The sequence below is a fragment of the Streptococcus sp. 5346 genome (assembly GCF_013277455.1).
Classification (GTDB): Bacteria; Bacillota; Bacilli; order Lactobacillales; family Streptococcaceae; genus Streptococcus.
In genome coordinates this window covers 35,178-56,847 of record NZ_VMMY01000013.1, presented here as the reverse complement: position 1 = coordinate 56,847, position 21,670 = coordinate 35,178, and the positions used below count along the sequence as shown (strand labels likewise).

Genomic DNA, 21,670 nt, shown 5'->3' with positions numbered 1-21,670 from the left:
AAACTCGCGTCTTTCTTTTTTGTTTTCAGAATATTGTTCAAAGTTTTGAGACTATTTTTCATGTTCTAGTCATTCTTTTGAAATAATCTATAAAACACGTGTCTACAATGATCTATATGTCCTATTCCAGTATTTTAGAAGAACTGCGTCTATTTTTATAGAGCTTGAATCTAGCTTTTATAGAAAATCTATTTAAGAAATATATTGTATTGTTTTGATTTCAATCCGCTATATGAACGATATTCATGTAAATATACCTGGTGAATGCTTGCATGACAAGATATTTGTTCTTGTATTTATAAATTAGTATTTTACGAGATATCAACATGCTTTAAATACAGTGAATAGGATATTTTTATGTTCAAGCTAAGAAAGATAGTAATCACTTTTGAATGGAAGGTTAAAGAATTATTAGAAGTATGGTTAGATATATAAATGGTCACGCTTTCACAATTTTGATATTTTATTGTGTTATTCCTTGACAATTTTGATTTAAAAATATATTATAAAGAAAATGACAGCGGTGTCATTTTCTGGTATGGAATTTATATGAATATTAAATTAGGACATAATATTTTTAATTGGAGGCTAATATGAAATCTTTTCAACAAAATGAGGTTTTCTCTATTCGTAAGTCTAAGGTGGGAGTTTGCTCAGTTCTCTTAGCGGTTTTATTTATTGGAACACAAAGTGTTTTAGCTAATGAAGTAGTTGGTGAAACTTCTTCGTCTAAAGATAATATGCAAATGAACTCTTTGTTGAGTAGCACATCTACATCATTATCTGCGGAACCCCATTCTGATACTCTCAGTCTTGATAACAATTCAAGTTTAAGTACTGATAATAATGGAGGAGTGAGTATTAATCAAAATAAACCTGATATAACAAATGATACTATGATTGGTAACATCTCTGGGATGGAAGTGAATACTATTTTAAGTACTAATCTGAACGAACACGTAGCTTTGAATGTTAAAGATTATGGAGCAATAGGTGACGGGGTTAATGATGATCGTCAAGCAATTCAAGATACAATAGATGCTGCAGCTAAAGGACTAGGCGGAGGAAATGTATATTTTCCTGAAGGAACTTATTTAGTAAAAGAAATTGTTTTTTTAAAAAGTCATACACACTTAGAATTGAATGAGAAAGCTACAATTCTAAATGGTATAAATATTAAGAATCACCCTTCTATTGTTTTTATGACAGGTTTATTTACGGATGATGGTGCGCAAGTAGAATGGGGCCCAACAGAAGATATTAGTTATTCTGGTGGTACTATTGATATGAACGGTGCTTTGAATGAAGAAGGAACTAAAGCAAAAAATCTACCACTTATAAATTCTTCAGGTGCATTTGCTATTGGGAATTCAAATAACGTAACTATAAAAAACGTAACATTCAAGGATAGTTATCAAGGGCATGCTATTCAAATTGCAGGTTCGAAAAATGTATTAGTCGATAATTCTCGTTTTCTTGGTCAAGCTTTACCTAAAACTATGAAAGATGGGCAAATTATAAGTAAGGAGAGTATTCAGATTGAACCATTGACTAGAAAAGGTTTTCCTTATGCTTTGAATGATGATGGGAAAAAATCTGAAAATGTTACTATTCAAAATTCATATTTTGGTAAAAGTGATAAATCTGGAGAATTAGTAACAGCAATTGGTACACACTATCAAACATTGTCGACACAGAACCCCTCTAATATTAAAATTTTAAATAATCATTTTGATAACATGATGTATTCTGGTGTACGTTTTACAGGATTCACTGATATTTTAATTAAAGGAAATAGATTTGATAAGAAAGTAAAAGGAGAAAGTGTACATTATAGAGAAAATGGTGCAGCCTTAATAAATGCTTTTAGTTATAAAAATGTAAAAGATGAACTTGATTTAAATAAGAAAGTCGTTATTACTGAAAATACATTTTATATTTCTGATCCTAAAACAAAGGCTATTAGAGTAGCAAAAGATAGTGCAGAATATTTAGGAAAAGTATCAGATATTACTGTAACAAAAAATGTAATTAATAATAATTCTAAGGAAACAGAACAACCAAATATTGAATTATTACGAGTTAGTGATAATTTAGTAGTCTCAGAGAATAGTATATTCGGCGGTAAAGAAGGAATTGTTATTGAGGATTCAAAGGGTAAAATAACCGTTTTAAATAACCAATTTTATAATTTATCCGGTAAGTATATATCATTCATCAAATCTAATGCAAATGGGAAAGAACCAGTTATACGTGATAGCGATGGTAATTTCAATATTGTAACGGAGAATGGGCTTTACAAAATTGTAACAAATAACTTAAGTGATAAAAACGAAAAAGAAAAAAACAAAGAGGAAAAATTTAAAACAAGTTCATATGTGCATGAAAAACAATCTAATTCAAATAATGTAATTGATAGTAACCAGAAGAAAGGAGAGTTTAACTCAAGTAAAGATAATAGACAAATTAATGACAAGATCGACAATAAACAAGATAATAAGATAGAAGAAGTGAACCATAAAAAAGTTGGAGATGGCAGAGAAACTGAAAATCATATTAATAAATCTAAAGAAATAGTAGAGGTAAAACAAAAATTACCAAAGACTGGTTCGAACAAGATTATGGAACTATTCTTAACAGTGACAGGAATTGGTTTACTTTTGACACTAAAAGGGTTGAAGTATTATGGTAAAGATAAATAAAATTTGTTCGATACAAGGAAGTTCCGTAGAAAATGAGGATGCTGTAGGTTCACAAAATCAGTATTTTTGGATTATTGATGGAGCTACAGATTTATATAATTCTAAAGAGGAGATAGGTTATTCAGTCTCAGAAGTTGTACATATTTTATCAGAAAGTTTGTCGGTTAATTGTAAAGAATCAAAAACTCTTAAACAAATATTTGAAACTGCTTTACTAGAGGTTAAAGATGAAATCGGTTTAAACTCATATGAATTAACAGAGTATTATCGCTTACCAACATTTGCTTTTATATTTGCTAAACTTTCAGAAAAAAAGTTGGAGTATATGATGCTAGGTGACTGCGTCATGTTAGTAAACGAAATGGAAATAACTGATCATAGAGTAGATAACTTATTTGAAAAAGGGAAAAATGAGATAAAAGACTCAATTGGTACAAATAGTGTTTTAAATAAAAAAATTATTTTACAAAAAATCAGAAAATTATCTAATCAACCGAGTGGGTACTGGATAGGTTCGTTGGATGAGAGATTTTTAGACCATGCTATTATTAATCAAATAGATGTTACTAGTGAACAAATTGTTTTAATGAGCGATGGCTTTTATGAATTCTATCAAAATAATCAAAATAAAACTTTTGAAGAGTTAATTAAGATGAGATTTAATTCTTCTGCTATTGATCCAATCTATGGAAAGAAAGATGATGCAAGTATTGTAGTTATTGATGTTTGATATATTGTTTAAAATATTAATTGTTACTATTGAACTTTGTTAAGAAGAGGTACCTAAATGTTAAGGTTATATTTAGAAAATGAAATTATAGAATTATCAAATAATTTAGAGACCATTTGGGTATCTGTGCTTGATAAATATGAGAAGTTATTTGAATATTTATCAAATGAAGAACGAATAGAATTGATTAAAGAAGATTTAATCATAAATGAGTCAGTTCTAAATGTTGATAAAAAAGGATATGAGTTAATTTGTTTACAACATCCCGTTTCATATGACTTAAGAAGAATTATTAGTGTAATAAAAATATCAACTGACATTGAACGTATTGGGGATAGAATTGTTGAAATTTTAAAAAATCTACAGATTATTCAAAATAATGAAATTTTGAAGAAAATTATTTCAGAAATAAAAATACTTCATGAAGTTATCGGACTGCATATGAATAGGGCTATATCTTGTTATAGAGAGGAACAATCTGGATGTTTAGATATGGTTGTTATACAAAAACAGAATGAGATAGAAGAGCTTAGTACAAATATTGAAAATAAAATAATGAATTACATATTTGAAGATGATGGGAATGTTTCTGAAGTAATTGGTGCTTTAGATATTATTCATCACCTTGATAAAATTGCTCATACTACGCAATCAATTTATAAATGGATAATGTATAGAAAATATGGGAACATAAATTAGAAAGAAAAATATATGAAAACAATTATTGATAATTTTGTTGATAGAGTAATTGAATACGGAATGTATAATGAAATTGACAAAATATATGTGAAAAATAGAGTACTAGCGTTAATAGGTGAGGAGGGAACTGATCGCATTTCCGATGAAAATGACCTGAAACAAATAAAAGATTACTTAGTGGAAATCGCCTTAAAAAACGGTAAAATTAAAGATTTAATCGAGGAAAAGGAATGTTTAGGAGCAGAGTTAATGAATTTCATAGTTCCTTTACCTAGTCGATTAAATGATATTTTTTGGAGTTCATATGATATATCACCTCAAGAAGCAGTTGAAGAGTTTTATAAGTTAAGTAAAGATAGTGATTATATTAAAACTTCTGCTATTGCTAAGAATATTGAGTTTCGATCATCAACTAAATACGGAGAGCTAGAGATTACGATAAATTTGTCAAAACCCGAAAAAGATCCAAAAACAATTGCTGCTGAAAAATTAGTAAAAGCAACTAATTATCCCAAATGTTTACTATGTATGGAAAATGAAGGATATCAGGGGCGAATAAATTATCCAGCACGTTCGAATCATAGAATTATTCGGTTGAAACTTGGTGACGAAGTATGGGGATTCCAGTATTCTCCCTACTCATATTTTAATGAGCATGCGATATTTTTAAATAGTCAACATGTACCAATGGCTATTACCTCTAAAACATTTGAACAATTATTGGAGATTGTTGATATTTTGCCAGGATATTTTGCTGGTTCAAATTCTGATCTTCCTATCTCAGGAGGCTCCATTCTTAGTCATAACCACTACCAGGGAGGGAAACATATTTTCCCAATGGAAAAAGCAAAATTTGAGAGTGAATTTCGTTTTAAAGACTTTGAGGATGTTAATGCTGGTATTGTAAAATGGCCAATGTCAGTAATTAGGTTACAAAGTGAAAATAAAAATCGATTGTTAGATTTAGCTAATAAAATTCTAAATAAGTGGAGGGAATATTCAGATTTAGAAGTAGACATCATTGCTATGACTGAAGATGTCCCACACCATACGGTGACTCCTATTGCTCGTAAAGTGGACGGGAGATATGAATTAGATATTGTTCTAAGAGATAATCATACTACTGAACAATACCCAGATGGTGTTTTCCATCCTCATCAAGATGTACAACATATTAAAAAGGAAAATATCGGGTTAATCGAAGTGATGGGACTTGCGATATTACCACCTCGTTTGAAACCAGAGTTAGAAGAAGTTGGAAAATATCTTTTAGGAGAGGATAACGCAATTGCGGATTATCATTTAGAATGGGCCGACCAATTGAAAGAAAAATATCCTCGCATTAATAAAGAAGAGGTTAATAGCGTAGTTCAACACGAAGTAGGACAAGTGTTTGCGAGAGTTCTGGAAGATGCAGGAGTTTATAAGAATACACCGTCTGGGCATGAAGCGTTTATGAGATTTGTTAAGTCGGTTGGAATTAATTAGGAGGAAACCCAAATGGCAATATTGGTAACAGGCGGAGCTGGTTATATTGGTAGCCATACCGTAGTAGAATTACTAAATTTAGGAAAGGAAGTCATAATTGTCGACAACCTTTCGAACTCTAGCATCTTGGTGCTAGACCGTATTGAAGCAATTACAGGAATACGTCCCGTGTTTTACGAATTAGATGTTTGTGATAAACAAGCATTGAGAAAGGTATTTGAAAAAGAATCGATTGATGCTGCAATTCATTTTGCAGGTTATAAAGCTGTCGGAGAATCCGTGCAAAAGCCTGTGATGTACTACAAAAATAATATTATGAGTACATTAGCACTTGTTGAAGTGATGTCAGAATTTAATGTTAAAAAGATTGTCTTTTCTTCAAGTGCGACTGTATATGGAATTAACAATCAGTCACCCCTAATTGAGACGATGGAAACAAGTGCGACAAATCCTTATGGGTATACGAAAGTGATGCTTGAACAAATTTTAAAAGATGTTCATGTGGCAGATTCAGAATGGAGTATTGCGTTGCTTCGTTATTTCAATCCAATTGGTGCTCATGAGTCTGGTTTGATTGGGGAAGATCCCTCAGGAATTCCTAACAACTTGATGCCTTATATTGCACAAGTAGCGGTAGGTAAGCTGTCAGAGCTAAGTGTGTTCGGAAATGATTATGATACGCTTGATGGTACTGGTGTGCGTGATTATATCCATGTAGTAGATTTAGCAATAGGACATATAAAAGCTTTAGAAAAAGTATCTGAAAAAACAGATGTTTATATCTATAACCTAGGCTCGGGAGAAGGCACTAGTGTATTACAACTTGTAAATACATTTGAAAGTGTTAATAAGGTCCCTATTCCTTATAAAATAGTTCCAAGACGTTCAGGAGACGTTGCAACTTGTTATGCAAATGCAGACAAAGCATATAAGGAATTAAATTGGAGGACAACAAAATCGATTGAAGACATGTGTAGAGATACATGGAATTGGCAATCAAAAAATCCCAATGGCTATAATTGATGATACTGTCTATATGAGTGCTGTATTTTGGAAAAATTACTTAACCTTTTAATGAAATTCATATTTAATGAAAGATAAATTTTTTTAAAAAATTTTTTGAAAGCGCTTGACAAAGGAAACGGTTTCGTTATATAATATAAGCATAGATGACACCGGTGTCAAATATAAAAAAGAGGGTCTTTATATGAAAAACCTAACAAAAATTAAGTTCAAAGAAAATGGAGAATTTAATCATTTTCCAGGAAATACTGTTGTAGCAAATCTTTATACTAAACAAGATTTGATGGAAGTTGTTGATATTATTCAATCACGTTATAGAGAATTACCATTTATCGATAAGTTTACTTTAACTCCAAGGAATTCTATTCACATGACTGTAATTGAATTGTTGTGCCATGAAAATCGTGAAACGGAGTTTTGGAGCAGTAATCTTCCTCTTGATACACCTTTACAGGAAATACATGATTACTTTGCTAAACAACTTGAAATTTTTCCATTGTTGGATGAAGAAATTCATATGCGTGTGACTGAAATGGGAAAACAAAACATACTAGTTGAACCTGCAGATGAAGCTTCTGCAAAGAGATTAGAAGAAATTCGTACTTATGTTTCAGAAAAAGCAGGTGTTCGTTTCCCTAATCATGATAGATATCAATTCCATATTTCAATTGGATATCTTCGGATTCCTCTAACCGAAGAGGAGGAAGAAGAGTTTACTAAAGTCAGAGCAGAATTAACTGAAATCTTATTAGAGAAGATTCCAACTATTACTGTAAACCGTATTGACTATACTGTATTTGAAGATATGAGACAATTTGTTCCATATCACGAAAAATTTAAATAAAATAATAAAAAAGGAGAACTTATCATGAAAAAAATGAAAGTTTGGTCTACTGTACTTGCAACGGGAGTTGCTCTTACTACACTTGCTGCTTGCTCTGGAGGTTCAAATTCTACGACTGCTTCTTCATCTGAAGAAAAAGCTGATAAAAGTCAAGAATTAGTAATCTATTCGAACTCAGTTTCAAATGGTCGTGGTGATTGGTTAACTGCTAAAGCAAAAGAAGCTGGTTTTAATATAAAAATGGTTGATATTCCTGGCGCTCAATTAGCAGACCGTGTTATTGCCGAGAAGAATAATGCAGTTGCAGATATGGTATTTGGAATTGGTGCTGTTGATTCAAATAAAATTAGAGATCAAAAATTACTAGTCCAGTACAAGCCTAAATGGTTAGATAAAATTGATCAATCTTTATCAGATAAAGATAATTATTATAATCCTGTGATTGTTCAACCATTAGTTTTAATTGGGGCGCCTGATGTAAAAGAAATGCCTAAAGATTGGACTGAATTAGGTAGTAAGTATAAAGGTAAATATTCAATTTCTGGTCTTCAAGGTGGTACAGGACGGGCAATTCTAGCAAGTATCTTAGTTCGATACCTTGATGATAAAGGTGAATTAGGTGTTTCCGAAAAAGGTTGGGAAGCAGCAAAAGAATATTTGAAAAATGCATACACTCTTCAAAAGGGAGAAAGTTCAATTGTTAAGATGTTAGACAAAGAAGATCCAATACAATATGGAATGATGTGGGGTTCTGGTGCATTAGTTGGACAAAAAGAACAAAATGTTGTTTTCAAAGTTATGACTCCTGAGATTGGTGTACCATTTGTAACTGAACAAACTATGGTTTTAAGCACTAGTAAAAAACAAGCGTTAGCTAAAGAATTTATTGATTGGTTTGGTCAATCAGAAATTCAAGTAGAATATAGTAAGAACTTTGGATCTATTCCTGCAAATAAAGATGCCCTAACAGAGTTACCTGAAGATACGAAAAAATTTGTTGATCAAGTGAAACCACAAAATATTGACTGGGAAGCTGTTGGAAAGCATTTGGATGAATGGGTAGAAAAAGCTGAATTAGAATACGTACAATAAGAAATAAGAGTTAATTTTTATGTCCAAGTCTCTCTATTATTTCTAAATTTAAGGAAGAAATAAAGAGAGGCTTTTGGTTTAGTAATAGAGGGAGTTAGTGAGATGATTAAATTTGATAATATTCAAATTAAATATGGTGATTTTGTTGCAATTGATAATCTAAATTTAGATATACATGAAGGGGAATTTTTTACATTTCTTGGACCTTCAGGATGTGGTAAATCAACTACTTTGAGAGCATTGGTAGGTTTTCTAGATCCATCATCAGGAAGTATTGAAGTTAATGGAACAGATGTCACTCATTTGGAACCTGAAAAGCGTGGAATTGGTATTGTATTTCAATCTTATGCGCTATTTCCAACTATGACTGTTTTTGATAATATTGCATTTGGTTTAAAAGTTAAGAAGGTAGCTCCAGATGTTATTAAAGCAAAAGTATCAGCAGTAGCAGCAAAAATTAAGATCTCTGATCAACAGTTACAGCGTAATGTATCAGAATTATCTGGGGGTCAACAACAAAGGGTAGCATTGGCTCGTGCTCTGGTTCTTGAACCTAAAATTCTTTGTCTAGATGAACCATTGTCAAACCTTGACGCAAAATTACGTGTAGATTTGAGAAAAGAGTTGAAAAGACTTCAAAAAGAGTTAGGTATTACTACTTTATATGTTACTCATGATCAAGAGGAAGCCTTGACTTTATCTGATAGAATTGCAGTCTTTAACAATGGATACATCGAACAGGTCGGTACACCAGTAGAAATTTATCATAATTCTCAAACTGAATTTGTATGTGATTTTATTGGAGATATTAATGTTTTGACCGATGAAACAGTCCACGAAGTATTACTGAAAAATGCAAGCGTTTTCTTAGAAGATAAAAAAGGATACATTCGATTAGAGAAAGTTCGATTCAATCGTGAAACTGAACAAGATTTCATTCTAAAAGGGACAATTATTGATGTTGAGTTTTCTGGAGTTACAATTCACTATACAATAAAAGTTTCTGAAAGTCAGATTCTTAATGTAACAAGTATTGATAGTCAGGCTGCTATTAGATCTGTCGGAGAAAGTGTGGAATTATTTATCACACCATCAGACGTTCTGCAATTTTAAGGAGGTGCAGTATGCGTCATAAATTAAATTTAAAAGATTGGCTTATTCGTTTAGGGTTAATCTGGTTCTTAGTAACATTTATTATTTATCCAAACTTTGATCTAGTAGTGAATGTATTTGTAAAAGGAGGAGAATTTTCCCTTGATGCTGTACATCGTGTTCTAAAATCTCAAAGGGCACTTCAGAGTATTATGAACAGTTTTAAGTTGGCATTTTCACTCATTATTACAGTTAATATCGTAGGTATTCTTTGTGTTCTATTTACAGAATACTTTGATATTAAAGGTGCTAAAATTTTAAAATTAGGTTATATGACCTCTTTAATTTATGGAGGAGTGGTTTTAGCGACTGGATATAAATTTGTCTATGGTCCTTATGGATTGATTACAAAATTTTTACAAAATATTATCCCTTCTTTAGACCCTAACTGGTTTATTGGGTATGGTGCAGTCTTATTCATTATGACATTTTCAGGAACTGCTAATCATACATTGTTTTTAACAAATACAATTCGAAGCGTTGACTATCACACTATTGAGGCTGCTCGAAATATGGGAGCAAAACCATTTACTGTTTTCCGAAAAGTAGTGTTACCAACCTTAATTCCAACTCTATTTGCACTTACTATCATGGTTTTTCTTAGTGGTTTATCTGCAGTAGCAGCACCCATGATTGTTGGTGGTAAAGAATTTCAAACTATAAATCCAATGATTATTACATTTGCAGGGATGGGGAATTCTCGTGATTTAGCTGCTCTACTTGCAATTATTTTAGGTATTGCAACTACAATTTTGCTTACTATCATGAACAAGATAGAAAAAGGTGGAAATTATATTTCTATCTCTAAGACTAAAGCGCCTCTTAAAAAACAAAAAATTGCGTCTAAGCCTTGGAATATCATTGCTCACATTGTAGCATATGGATTGTTCACAGTTTTCATGCTTCCACTAATTTTTATAGTATTATACTCATTTACAGATCCAGTTGCAATTCAAACAGGTAACTTAACATTATCAAACTTTACTTTAGAAAATTATCGCTTATTCTTTAGTAATAGTGCGGCATTCTCTCCATTCTTGGTCAGCTTTATTTATTCTATTATTGCTGCGACAACAGCAACAATTCTCGCAGTTGTATTTGCTCGTGTTGTCAGAAAACATAAATCTCGTTTTGATTTCTTATTTGAATATGGTGCTCTACTTCCTTGGTTACTACCAAGTACACTTTTAGCAGTAAGTTTATTATTTACTTTTAATCAGCCACAATTTCTTGTCTTGAATCAGATTTTGGTAGGTAGTTTGGTAATTCTACTTATTGCATATATAGTTGTAAAAATCCCATTTTCTTATAGAATGGTACGTGCTATTTTATTTAGTGTTGATGATGAGATGGAAGATGCAGCAAGAAGTATGGGTGCTTCACCTTTTTATACTATGATGAAGGTTATCATTCCATTTATTTTACCGGTTGTTCTCTCTGTTATTGCTTTAAACTTTAACTCTTTATTAACTGACTTCGACTTATCTGTATTTCTTTACCATCCATTAGCTCAACCACTGGGTATAACTATTCGTTCAGCAGGTGATGAAACAGCAACTTCAAATGCTCAAGCACTTGTATTCGTTTATACTATTGTATTAATGATAATTTCTGGTTCTGTTTTATACTTTACTCAGAGACCAGTTAGTAGAAAAAGGAAATAATAATGCAAGCAACAAGCTTAGGACTATCATATATCGAAATTGTATTAAGAATTGTACTTTCATTAGTTATTGGTGGTGTAATTGGTTTAGAGAGAGGAAGTAAATCTCAACCAGCAGGTATTCGTACACATAGTATTGTTTGTCTGGCTGCATGTTTAATTATGATGACTAATGAGTATGTATCTTATAAATTTGGTACAGGAGATCCTACACGCTTAGGTGCGCAGGTTATATCAGGTGTTGGTTTTCTTGGGGCTGGAACAATACTTATTACAGATAAAAAGAAAATAACTGGTTTAACAACTGCAGCCGGAATATGGGCTTCAGCTGGAATCGGTCTAGCTATTGGTGTTGGTTTTTATGAAGGAGCCATACTAGGAGCAATGTCTGTTTGGAGTGTTATAACTATGTTCCAACCTTTAAAAAAATATCTTCAAAGTCGTTCAAAGATAATCGAATTGTATATCGTTGTTAGATCTACAGAGGCATATAATCGGGTACTAGTATACTGTGCTGAGAATGGCATTAGAATGACTGATTCTAGAACTGCATTTGGAGATGTTAATTCAGAAAGAATTGAATATTTTGATGTTCCAGACAAAAAAATCGCGTCATTTATTACTCTGGAATTATCAGGTAGATTTGAGCACCTTAAACTAATGGAAGAAATTGCTAATATTGTTGGTGTGATTTATGTTGAGGAAATCAGCTAATCTAGGGATAAACAAAGGGACGGATTATTCTAGTCCTTTTGTTTTCTTTAAATAATAAGAAATATAAGGGCACATCTAAAAACTCAATTTCAATACTTTTAAACATTGATGTATCAACGTTTTCTGAGCAATAAAAATAGAAAATCGGTAGTTTTTAGAGGTGTCCATAATAATTTTTGAAGAAAAGGATCTAACTAATTTGAGAGTATATAAAGTGGATTTTGATGCAGGAAAAATAACTTATTTTGATGACTATAATCTCATACAGGTATACCACTTCCATTCATTTTATGATGTTTGTGAGATGGTGTTCGCTTGTCATTTACCATTTGAAGAAATGCTTAGAAATGTTATTGTTAAGGAGAAAGCTGTTCCCATATTAGAGTGTTATATTGAACAGATAATGAATACATTTCTAAATACAGAAGGATTTACTGAAAATGATTCCTTGGAATTTTCAGGTAGTGTATTTTCTTATCCGGTGATTTGTAATGCAGTTTACAAAATAGTACAAAACAGTGAATTGAATTGTAAAATTTATGTTACTAGTACTGAAAGTTAATGTAGATTTAGTGAAGTATTTCCTCCAGATGTAAACTAGATTAAAAGATTAGAATGTAATTTTCTTGTTAAAATAATTTAAATATTGTATAGTTATAGTGAAGGTTTATGACAGGAGTATTTTAATGGAAAAAGGGAAAAAGGTAACGATATATGATATTGCACGTTTGTCTGGTTTTTCTCCAAAGACAGTTTCACGTGTAATAAATGGAGGGAATAGAGTAAAACCTGAGACTTATAATGCCATAAAAAAAGTCATCGATGAGTTATCCTATATTCCAAATGCCTATGCTCAGAATTTAACGAAGAAAGAAACCACGAATATTTTAATATCTGTGAAGAAGATTGATTCTTTTCCTTTAATCTGGTTTCAAACACTTTTAGATAAAGTTTTACAAACTTGTAGACAATTTGGAGTAAATGCTATTGTTGAATATTTTGGAGAGGAAGATTCGATTAGTAATTCAATTATTTCAAGTATTGGTAGCCTTGTAGATGGAGTGATTGTCTTTTATGAGGGGGAGAATGATATTCGAATCCAATATTTAAAGAAAAATAATATGCCTTTCATTGTCTTTGGAGAGTCTCAAACACCTGGAGTAGTTTACGTATCTAACAATAACTTTCAAGCTACTTATGATATGATGAAAGTAGTTTTGGAAAAGAATTTTAAAGATATGTGGTTACTTATGGGAGGTGAGTCTTATGTAAATAAGGATCGAGAGAGAGGAGTGAGAACTTTTTTAAAGGATAATAATTATTCTATGGATTTGAAGGTAGTTTATGGTTTAACTACAATAGAGTCAGTTTATTCCTTTGCTGTGAATGATTTGTCTTTTGGAAATTATCCAGATATTATATTTGTTTCAGGCGATGAAAAAGTTCAGGGACTAATTCGTGCGTGTTACGAAAAAGGAATAGCGATTCCGGATAATATATCCGTTGTTGGATTTGATAATATTCCAATTTCACAGTATTACACTCCTGCTTTATCTACAATTTCTCCTAATTATGTTAAATTAGCTCAAGAAATGATTGAAGGGGTATTAGCAATTATAAAGGGGGAAAGTGTCACATCTGTTGAAGTTTCTACTAAACTTGTTAGGAGACAGAGTTTCTAGTATTGTTTAATTCTTGAAAATCCTAATGGAAAAGATGGAGTGTTCTAAAGTAAGTTCTGTTTAGCCTCCATTCAGTTTCTATTGAGTTGGATCCAATTTCTAACAAGTGGGACATTTTCACGTTCGATTTACTAAAGACATTATCACATTCGAATCACACATCTTTCAAAAAAATTGTAAAAAAGTCTTGACAAAGAAAAAACAAAGTATTAAAATAAGTTCAACAAATCAGAAAAGTAACTATTTTTGATCTTCAGGGAGCCTGTGGTGATTGCGAACAGGTGGTTGGAAGTAGTGAAAGTGGGCTGATTTTAAAAATGAATTTGAAACAATGAAAATTCGGTGCGCACACCTTACAGTGCAACTTGTTGTTAGACAAGGCAGAGATGTAAAGGGGAATAGTCCCTTTATAATTGAGGTGGCACCGCGTTACCAACGCCCTCACGCAGAGTAATTTTCTGTGTGTGGGCTTTTTTCGTAACATGATAGCGATAGAAAGTGGAAATATTCCAACTATCAAGGAAAAAAGCTATTAAAGGTATACCGAAATGAAAATCTCATCATCAATGTCTCTGGTCGTGGAGACAAGGACGTAGCTGCGATTGCAGACTACCTAGAAGCTAAGAAATAATAGATGGAAAAATTACAGTCCTTTCTCTCACAGAGAGCTTGTGGTTGCTGGAAACAAGCAGAGAAAGCTGTAAGGTTGGGTCCATCTGAAACAAGAGAAGAAAACATAATTCTCAAGGGAGTGCCCTTTATCGCACAGCCTGTTACAGGAGGTATCTGAGACAGGAATGAGAGATAGGAGAAATCCTATAATTGAGGTGGCACCGCGAATTTCGTCCTCACGCAAGCTATTTTGCGTGGGGATTTTTCATACAGTCACCACGGACTAGAAGTAGAACTGAAAGGGAAATTACAATGGAACGAATCATTCATGGAGATGTCTTATCACCAATCTTGGCTTATATGCGCCTAAAGGGGCAACACAAGATTATTTTAGAAAGTATTCCGAGAGACAAGGAAACAGCTCGTTTTTCTATCCTAGCCTATAATCCTGTTTTTGAGATTAAGTTTGAAAATGGAGTTCTCTATCAAAATGGTCAAGTGATTGATCGGGATCCCTTGGATTTCCTTTATGAAGTGACTCATAAGAGCCAGCACCATTCAGAGCTACCTTTTGGTGGTGGGGCAATTGGTTTTGTTGGTTACGATATGATTTCGCTTTATGAAGAAATTGGTCAAATTCCTGAAGATACAATTGGAACGCCAGACATGCATTTCTTCGTCTATGAGAGTTACATGGTCTTTGACCACAAGAAGGAAAAAATCCATGTCATCGAGGATGCTCTTTATAGTGAGCGTAGCCAAGAAGACTTGGAAGAAGCCTTGCACCAAGTGCTTGAGGAATTACGCATTCCTGCTCCAAATGAATTTGAAGACTTGGATCTATCTCCACTGGACTTCAAACCGCATATCGCTCCTCAGAAGTTTGAGGAAATGGTGGAAACAGCTCGTGACTTGATTCGTAATGGCGATATGTTCCAATGTGTACTCAGTCAGCGCTTCTCAGCAGAGGTTACTGGAAATCCATTTGACTTCTACAGAAATCTCCGCGTGACCAATCCATCCAATTACCTCTATTTCTATGATTTTGGGGATTATCAAATCATCGGTGCCAGTCCAGAAAGTTTAGTTTCAGTTAAAAATGGCATCGTGACAACCAATCCGATTGCAGGTACGCGACCAAGAGGAGCTACGGATGAAGAAGACAAGGCTTTGGCGACAGACCTGCTTTCGGATGAGAAGGAAACAGCAGAGCATCGAATGTTAGTAGACTTGGGTCGTAATGATATTGGTCGCATCTCTGAAACGGCCAGTGTCCAAGTCACTAAGTATATGGAAGTGGAGCTCTTCCGCTATGTCATGCATTTGACCAGTGTGGTCAAGGGGCGTTTGCTTTCAGAACTCACTGCCATGGATGCCTTGAAATCAACACTTCCTGCTGGAACCGTTTCTGGAGCACCAAAGATTCGAGCTATGAGACGCATTTATGAACTGGAAACGGAAAAACGTGGCGTATACGCAGGAGCAATCGGCTACTTGTCTGCGACGGGTGATATGGATTTTGCTATTGCCATCCGAACTATGATTCTCAAAAATCAAACAGCCTATGTGCAGGCTGGGGCAGGGATTGTCTACGATTCTATCGCCCAAAACGAATACCAAGAAACCATTAACAAAGCAAAATCTATGACTAGAATTGGAGAACTAAGACCATGATTTTATTGATTGACAACTATGATTCTTTTACTTATAACTTGGCCCAATACATTGGGAATTTTGCAGAAGTTCAGGTCTTGAGAAATGATGATCCCAAGCTGTATGAAGAAGCTGTAAAAGCAGATGGTCTGGTCTTTTCGCCCGGTCCTGGTTGGCCAGTTGATGCTGGAAAGATGGAAGACATGATTCGTGACTTTGCTGGCAAGAAGCCGATTCTTGGAATTTGTTTGGGCCACCAAGCCATTGCAGAAGTCTTTGGTGGTAAGTTAGGTTTGGCTCCAAAAGTCATGCATGGAAAACAGAGCAATATCAGCTTTGAAGCGCCATCTGTTTTGTATCAAGGTATCGAAGATGGCCGTGCGGTCATGCGTTACCACAGTATTTTGATTGAAGAAATGCCAGAAAACTTTGAAGTGACAGCCCGTTCGACTGATGACCAAGCCATCATGGGGATTCAACATAAAAACCTACCGATTTATGGCTTCCAGTACCATCCAGAGAGCATTGGAACGCCAGATGGCTTGTCTTCTATTCGGAATTTTATCGAGAAGGTTGTAAAGTGAGGAAACTAGGATGAAAGAGATTATTGAAAAACTAGCAAAATTTGAAAATTTATCAGGTGTGGAAATGACGGATGTCATTGAGCGTATCGTAACTGGGCGTGTAACGGAGGCGCAAATTGCTTCTCTCCTCTTAGCTCTTAAGATGAAGGGGGAAACACCTGAAGAACGCACAGCCATTGCCCAAGTCATGAGAGGGCATGCCCAACATATTCCAACTGAGATTCATGATGCCATGGACAACTGTGGTACAGGTGGGGACAAGTCTTTCAGCTTTAACATCTCCACAACTGCAGCCTTTGTCTTGGCTGGTGGTGGTGTTCACATGGCAAAACACGGTAACCGCTCGATTTCTTCTAAATCTGGTTCTGCAGATGTCCTCGAAGCCTTGGGTATCAACCTAGACCTCAAACCAGCTGAACTAGGTAAAGTTTTTGATAAAACTGGCATCGTCTTTCTCTTTGCTAAAAATATGCACCCAGCTATGAAATACATCATGCCAGCTCGTTTGGAATTGGGAATTCCAACGATTATGAACTTGACTGGTCCCCTGATTCACCCAATGGCTTTGGAAACACAGCTTCTTGGAATTAGTCGTCCAGAATTGCTAGAAAGTACAGCTCAGGTTTTGAAAAATATGGGTCGCAAACGTGCCATCGTGGTTGCTGGGCCAGAAGGACTGGATGAAGCTGGTTTGAATGGAACAACCAAGATTGCTCTGCTTGAAAATGGCGAAATCAGCTTGTCAAGCTTTACTCCAGAGGATTTGGGGATGGAGCGCTACGCTATCGAAGATATTCGTGGAGGCAATGCTCAGGAAAATGCAGAAATTTTGCTCAGCGTTCTGAAAAACGAACCAAGTCCATTCTTGGAAACGACAGTTTTAAATGCAGGTCTTGGTTTCTATGCTAATGGTAAGGTAGATAATATCAAGGATGGAGTTGCCTTAGCTCGTCAAGTCATTGCTAGTGGCAAGGCCCTTGAAAAACTCAGACTGTTACAGGAGTACCAAAAATGAGTCAGGAATTTTTAGCACGAATCTTGGAGCAGAAGGCACGTGAGGTTGAGCAGATGGAGCTGGAGGAAATCCAGCCCCTGCGCCAGACCTATCGCTTGGCAGAATTTTTGAAGAATCATCAGGACCGTTTGCAAGTAATCGCTGAGGTCAAGAAAGCTAGCCCTAGTCTGGGAGATATCAATCTCGATGTGGATATTGTGCAACAGGCCCAGACTTATGAAGCAAACGGAGCAGTGATGATTTCTGTTCTGACAGATGAGGTTTTCTTTAAAGGGCATTTGGATTATCTGCGGGAGATTTCCAGTCAGGTAGAGATTCCGACGCTCAACAAGGACTTTATCATCGATGAAAAGCAAATCATCCGTGCTCGCAATGCTGGTGCGACAGTTATCTTACTCATTGTCGCTGCCTTGTCAGAAGAACGCCTCAAGGAACTCTATGACTACGCGACAGAGCTTGGTCTGGAAGTCTTGGTGGAGACTCACAATCTAGCTGAACTAGAAGTGGCCCACAGGCTTGGTGCTGAGATTATTGGGGTTAATAACCGCAACTTGACCACCTTTGAGGTCGACTTGCAGACCAGTGTAGATTTGGCTAAACATTTCAAAGATGATTGCTTGTACATTTCTGAATCTGCTATTTTCACAGGGCAGGATGCGGAACGAGTAGCACCATACTTTAACGGAATTTTGGTAGGGACAGCTCTTATGCAGGCAGAAGATGTAGCCCAGAGAATCAAGGAGTTGCAGATTGACAAAGGTTAAGATTTGTGGACTATCGACCAAGGAAGCGGTGGGAACAGCCGTTTCAGCAGGAGCCGACTACATCGGTTTTGTCTTTGCACCTAGTAAAAGACAGGTGACCTTGGATCAGGCTGCTGAGCTGGCAAAGCTTATTCCTGCAGATGTGAAAAAGGTTGGTGTATTTGTTTCACCAAGTCGGGCAGAACTGCTAGAAGTCATTGACAACGTTGGCTTGGACTTGGTTCAAGTTCACGGTCAGGTGGCAGATGATTTGTTTGAGAATTTGCCTTGTGCCAGTATTCAGGCGGTGCAGGTGGGTGGAGATGGTCATGTACCCAATTCTCAGGCAGACTATCTACTCTTTGATGCCCCTGTGGCAGGGAGTGGCCAGACCTTTGACTGGGCTCAACTGGATACGATTGGACTAACTCAGCCCTTCTTTATCGCAGGTGGGCTTAATGAAGACAATGTAGTAAAAGCAATTCAACACTTTACTCCCTATGCAGTCGATGTATCAAGCGGAGTGGAGACAGATGGACAAAAAGATCATGAAAAGATTAGAAGATTTATAGAGAGGGTAAAGAATGGCATATCAAGAACCAAATAAAGATGGATTTTACGGAAAATTCGGCGGACGTTTTGTCCCAGAAACATTGATGACAGCAGTTTTGGAGTTGGAGAAGGCCTACCGTGAAAGTCAGGCAGACCCAAGTTTCCAAGAGGAATTAAACCAACTCTTACGTCAGTACGTGGGGCGTGAAACTCCTCTTTACTACGCAAAAAACTTGACCCAGCATATTGGCGGAGCCAAGATTTATCTTAAACGTGAAGACCTTAACCATACAGGGGCCCACAAGATTAACAATGCCTTGGGACAAGTTCTTCTGGCTAAACGCATGGGTAAAAAGAAAATTATCGCTGAAACAGGTGCTGGTCAGCACGGTGTGGCAACTGCAACTGCTGCAGCCCTCTTTAACATGGAATGTACCATCTACATGGGTGAGGAAGATGTCAAACGCCAAGCCCTCAATGTCTTCCGTATGGAGCTTTTGGGAGCTAAGGTTGAGGCAGTGACAGACGGTTCGCGCGTGCTCAAGGATGCGGTTAATGCAGCCCTTCGTTCATGGGTGGCAAATATCGATGATACCCACTATATTCTTGGTTCTGCCTTGGGTCCTCATCCATTCCCAGAAATTGTTCGTGATTTCCAAAGTGTCATTGGTCGAGAGGCTAAACAACAGTATCGTGACTTGACAGGCCAAGATCTACCAGATGCTTTAGTAGCCTGTGTTGGTGGTGGGTCGAATGCCATCGGTCTCTTCCATCCCTTTGTAGAAGATGAGTCAGTAGCCATGTATGGGGCTGAAGCAGCTGGACTTGGTGTAGACACAGAGCACCACGCAGCTACCTTGACCAAGGGTCGTCCGGGTGTCCTTCACGGTTCCCTCATGGATGTGCTCCAAGATGCCCATGGTCAAATTCTTGAAGCCTTCTCTATCTCGGCAGGTTTGGACTATCCTGGTATCGGTCCAGAACATTCTCACTACCACGATATCAAACGTGCCAGCTATGTTCCTGTGACGGACGAAGAAGCCTTGGAAGGATTTCAACTTTTGTCTCGTGTGGAAGGAATTATCCCAGCCTTGGAATCTAGCCATGCTATCGCCTTTGCGGTGAAATTGGCCAAAGAACTTGGATCAGAAAAGTCTATGATTGTCTGCCTATCAGGTCGTGGGGACAAGGATGTGGTTCAAGTCAAGGACCGCTTGGAAGCAGATGCAGCAAAGGAGGGAGAAGCTCATGCCTAAGACACTAACAGAAAAATTGAATGCTATAAAAGCAACTGGAAAAGGAATTTTCGTTCCCTATATCATGGCTGGAGACCATGAGAAAGGTTTGGACGGTCTTGCTGAAACAATTCACTTTTTAGAAGATTTGGGTGTCTCTGCAATTGAAGTGGGAATTCCCTTTTCAGATCCTGTCGCAGATGGACCTGTGATCGAAGAAGCAGGTCTGCGCAGTCTAGCCCACGGGACCTCTACCCAGGCTTTGGTTGAAACCTTGAAAACAATTGAAACAGAGGTTCCGCTGGTCATCATGACCTACTTCAACCCCCTCTTTCAGTACGGTGTTGAGAACTTTGTCAAAGATTTGGCAGATACAGCGGTTAAGGGCTTGATTATTCCAGACCTGCCTCATGAGCATGCCAACTTTGTAGAACCATTTTTGGCAGATACAGATATCGCCTTGATTCCCCTAGTTAGTTTGACGACAGGGATTGAGCGCCAGAAAGAATTAATTAAAGGGGCAGAAGGATTTGTCTATGCGGTTGCCATCAATGGGGTGACAGGGAAATCTGGCAATTACCGCGCAGACTTGGACAAGCACTTGGCACAATTGCATCAAGTGGCCGATATCCCAGTCTTGACAGGTTTTGGCGTATCTAGTCAAGCCGATGTAGAACGCTTCAATGCAGTGTCAGATGGCGTTATCGTCGGTTCAAAAATCGTAAAAGCTCTCCACCAAGGAGAGCCGATTCAGGACTTTATCAAACAAGCAGTAGATTACCAAAAATAATCATGCAAGCAGCAAGTAAGAGGAAAGGCACGAAAGGAAGTCTTTCCTTTTTCTTTTGCAGGAGAAAGGCTAGAATTCCCATCGCAGAAGCAAACTGAATCAAGATGAGTAACTCCGTTACACTAAAGATGAGAGCACAAGAAGCTAAAAAGAGAAAATCCCCTGCGCCCATGCGGATATCGATAAAATGAGCCAAAAAGCCAAGAGCAAGGAAGAAGACCATGACTAGATTCCAGCCAGAGGAAGCCATGAGGATTAGGTGGAAAGTCATCCAGACCAGTAAGGGATATTCCTGATGGCGAAAGTCGTAGATACCCAAGGTCAAACCAGCAGTGATTAGGATGACTTGACTCAAGGAAAGTAATTCCCAAGACCAAGCCAGAAAGAGGAGTCCTAAACCTAGTTCAAAGAGGGCATACCAGACAGGATAAGGGGCCTTGCAGTAGCGACAGCGAAAGCGATTGAGCACCTGCGAGAGAATCGGAATCAAATCTAAGGGACGCAAGGGAGTCTGACAGGAATCGCAGTGACTAGTTGGTAGGATAATCGATTGCTCAGGAAAACGGTCAATGACCAAACCGAGAAAGGAAGCTAGAATGCTTCCGACAAGAAAAAAATAAATATCAATCATACTTATCTATTCGTAAAAAATAGGAGAAGTAGTATAATGGAGAAATATAGATGAGATAGTGAGGTC

Annotated in this window: 20 protein-coding genes and 1 other annotated feature; of the genes, 19 read left to right on the top strand and 1 reads right to left on the bottom strand. The window is 36.2% G+C overall.

The window, feature by feature from the left end; genetic code table 11:
- Positions 1-593 precede the first annotated feature (593 nt).
- The 19 genes from HT732_RS08065 (at position 594) to trpA (ending at position 20,973) form a co-directional block, all read left to right on the top strand.
- Positions 594-2,702: a glycosyl hydrolase family 28-related protein gene (locus tag HT732_RS08065; RefSeq protein WP_000834743.1), complete on the top strand. Its 2,109-nt coding sequence runs from the start codon at positions 594-596 to the stop codon at positions 2,700-2,702.
- The gene (locus tag HT732_RS08060) at positions 2,686-3,432 is read left to right on the top strand and encodes a protein phosphatase 2C domain-containing protein (protein WP_000239018.1); all 747 of its coding nucleotides are present in this window, start codon (positions 2,686-2,688) and stop codon (positions 3,430-3,432) included. The genes HT732_RS08065 and HT732_RS08060 overlap by 17 nt, the downstream gene beginning before the upstream one ends.
- Positions 3,433-3,489: 57 nt before the next feature.
- Positions 3,490-4,131 carry a phosphate uptake regulator PhoU gene (locus HT732_RS08055; protein ID WP_000945328.1) on the top strand — a complete coding sequence of 214 codons (642 nt, stop codon included), beginning with the start codon at positions 3,490-3,492 and terminating at the stop codon, positions 4,129-4,131.
- 12 nt (positions 4,132-4,143) lie between these two features.
- Positions 4,144-5,619 (top strand): UDP-glucose--hexose-1-phosphate uridylyltransferase, encoded by a 1,476-nt coding sequence (gene galT, locus HT732_RS08050; protein WP_000848808.1) that lies wholly within the window; start codon positions 4,144-4,146, stop codon positions 5,617-5,619.
- 12 nt (positions 5,620-5,631) lie between these two features.
- Positions 5,632-6,642 (top strand): UDP-glucose 4-epimerase GalE, encoded by a 1,011-nt coding sequence (gene galE, locus HT732_RS08045; protein ID WP_061743800.1) that lies wholly within the window; start codon positions 5,632-5,634, stop codon positions 6,640-6,642.
- Between the two features lie 184 nt (positions 6,643-6,826).
- Positions 6,827-7,486: a DUF1868 domain-containing protein gene (locus HT732_RS08040; protein ID WP_000793811.1), complete on the top strand. Its 660-nt coding sequence runs from the start codon at positions 6,827-6,829 to the stop codon at positions 7,484-7,486.
- A 24-nt stretch (positions 7,487-7,510) separates the two neighbouring features.
- Positions 7,511-8,578 (top strand): extracellular solute-binding protein, encoded by a 1,068-nt coding sequence (locus tag HT732_RS08035; RefSeq protein WP_000738376.1) that lies wholly within the window; start codon positions 7,511-7,513, stop codon positions 8,576-8,578.
- Positions 8,579-8,680: 102 nt separating this feature from the next.
- A complete protein-coding gene (locus HT732_RS08030) occupies positions 8,681-9,691 on the top strand; it encodes an ABC transporter ATP-binding protein (protein WP_033679773.1) in 1,011 nt (336 codons plus the stop codon).
- A gap of 11 nt (positions 9,692-9,702) precedes the next feature.
- The gene (locus tag HT732_RS08025; protein ID WP_138707339.1) at positions 9,703-11,394 is read left to right on the top strand and encodes an iron ABC transporter permease; all 1,692 of its coding nucleotides are present in this window, start codon (positions 9,703-9,705) and stop codon (positions 11,392-11,394) included.
- A 2-nt stretch (positions 11,395-11,396) separates the two neighbouring features.
- Positions 11,397-12,107: an MgtC/SapB family protein gene (locus tag HT732_RS08020; protein WP_001149044.1), complete on the top strand. Its 711-nt coding sequence runs from the start codon at positions 11,397-11,399 to the stop codon at positions 12,105-12,107.
- 214 nt (positions 12,108-12,321) lie between these two features.
- A complete protein-coding gene (locus HT732_RS08015; RefSeq protein ID WP_226946452.1) occupies positions 12,322-12,669 on the top strand; it encodes a hypothetical protein in 348 nt (115 codons plus the stop codon).
- A gap of 124 nt (positions 12,670-12,793) precedes the next feature.
- On the top strand, positions 12,794-13,789 hold the full coding sequence (locus HT732_RS08010; RefSeq protein WP_000410752.1) for a LacI family DNA-binding transcriptional regulator: 996 nt from the start codon (positions 12,794-12,796) through the stop codon (positions 13,787-13,789).
- Between the two features lie 621 nt (positions 13,790-14,410).
- Positions 14,411-14,642 (top strand) — a binding site (T-box leader).
- A 71-nt stretch (positions 14,643-14,713) separates the two neighbouring features.
- The gene (gene trpE, locus HT732_RS08005) at positions 14,714-16,075 is read left to right on the top strand and encodes an anthranilate synthase component I (RefSeq protein WP_173254555.1); all 1,362 of its coding nucleotides are present in this window, start codon (positions 14,714-14,716) and stop codon (positions 16,073-16,075) included.
- Complete coding sequence (locus HT732_RS08000; RefSeq protein ID WP_173254554.1) at positions 16,072-16,638, top strand: aminodeoxychorismate/anthranilate synthase component II; 567 nt, start codon at positions 16,072-16,074, stop codon at positions 16,636-16,638. The genes trpE and HT732_RS08000 overlap by 4 nt, the downstream gene beginning before the upstream one ends.
- 10 nt (positions 16,639-16,648) lie before the next feature.
- On the top strand, positions 16,649-17,653 hold the full coding sequence (gene trpD / locus HT732_RS07995; RefSeq protein ID WP_173254553.1) for an anthranilate phosphoribosyltransferase: 1,005 nt from the start codon (positions 16,649-16,651) through the stop codon (positions 17,651-17,653).
- Positions 17,650-18,417 (top strand): indole-3-glycerol phosphate synthase TrpC, encoded by a 768-nt coding sequence (gene trpC, locus HT732_RS07990; RefSeq protein WP_173254552.1) that lies wholly within the window; start codon positions 17,650-17,652, stop codon positions 18,415-18,417. The genes trpD and trpC overlap by 4 nt, the downstream gene beginning before the upstream one ends.
- Positions 18,404-19,003: a phosphoribosylanthranilate isomerase gene (locus HT732_RS07985; RefSeq protein ID WP_125393364.1), complete on the top strand. Its 600-nt coding sequence runs from the start codon at positions 18,404-18,406 to the stop codon at positions 19,001-19,003. Before trpC ends, HT732_RS07985 begins: the two co-directional genes overlap by 14 nt.
- Positions 18,981-20,204 carry a tryptophan synthase subunit beta gene (gene trpB / locus HT732_RS07980; protein WP_173254551.1) on the top strand — a complete coding sequence of 408 codons (1,224 nt, stop codon included), beginning with the start codon at positions 18,981-18,983 and terminating at the stop codon, positions 20,202-20,204. The genes HT732_RS07985 and trpB overlap by 23 nt, the downstream gene beginning before the upstream one ends.
- The gene (gene trpA, locus HT732_RS07975; RefSeq protein WP_173254550.1) at positions 20,197-20,973 is read left to right on the top strand and encodes a tryptophan synthase subunit alpha; all 777 of its coding nucleotides are present in this window, start codon (positions 20,197-20,199) and stop codon (positions 20,971-20,973) included. Before trpB ends, trpA begins: the two co-directional genes overlap by 8 nt.
- Here the strand turns inward: trpA and HT732_RS07970 are convergent.
- The gene (locus tag HT732_RS07970; RefSeq protein ID WP_173254549.1) at positions 20,945-21,604 is read right to left on the bottom strand and encodes an A24 family peptidase; all 660 of its coding nucleotides are present in this window, start codon (positions 21,602-21,604) and stop codon (positions 20,945-20,947) included. The genes trpA and HT732_RS07970 overlap by 29 nt on opposite strands.
- Between the last annotated feature and the right edge of the window lie 66 nt (positions 21,605-21,670).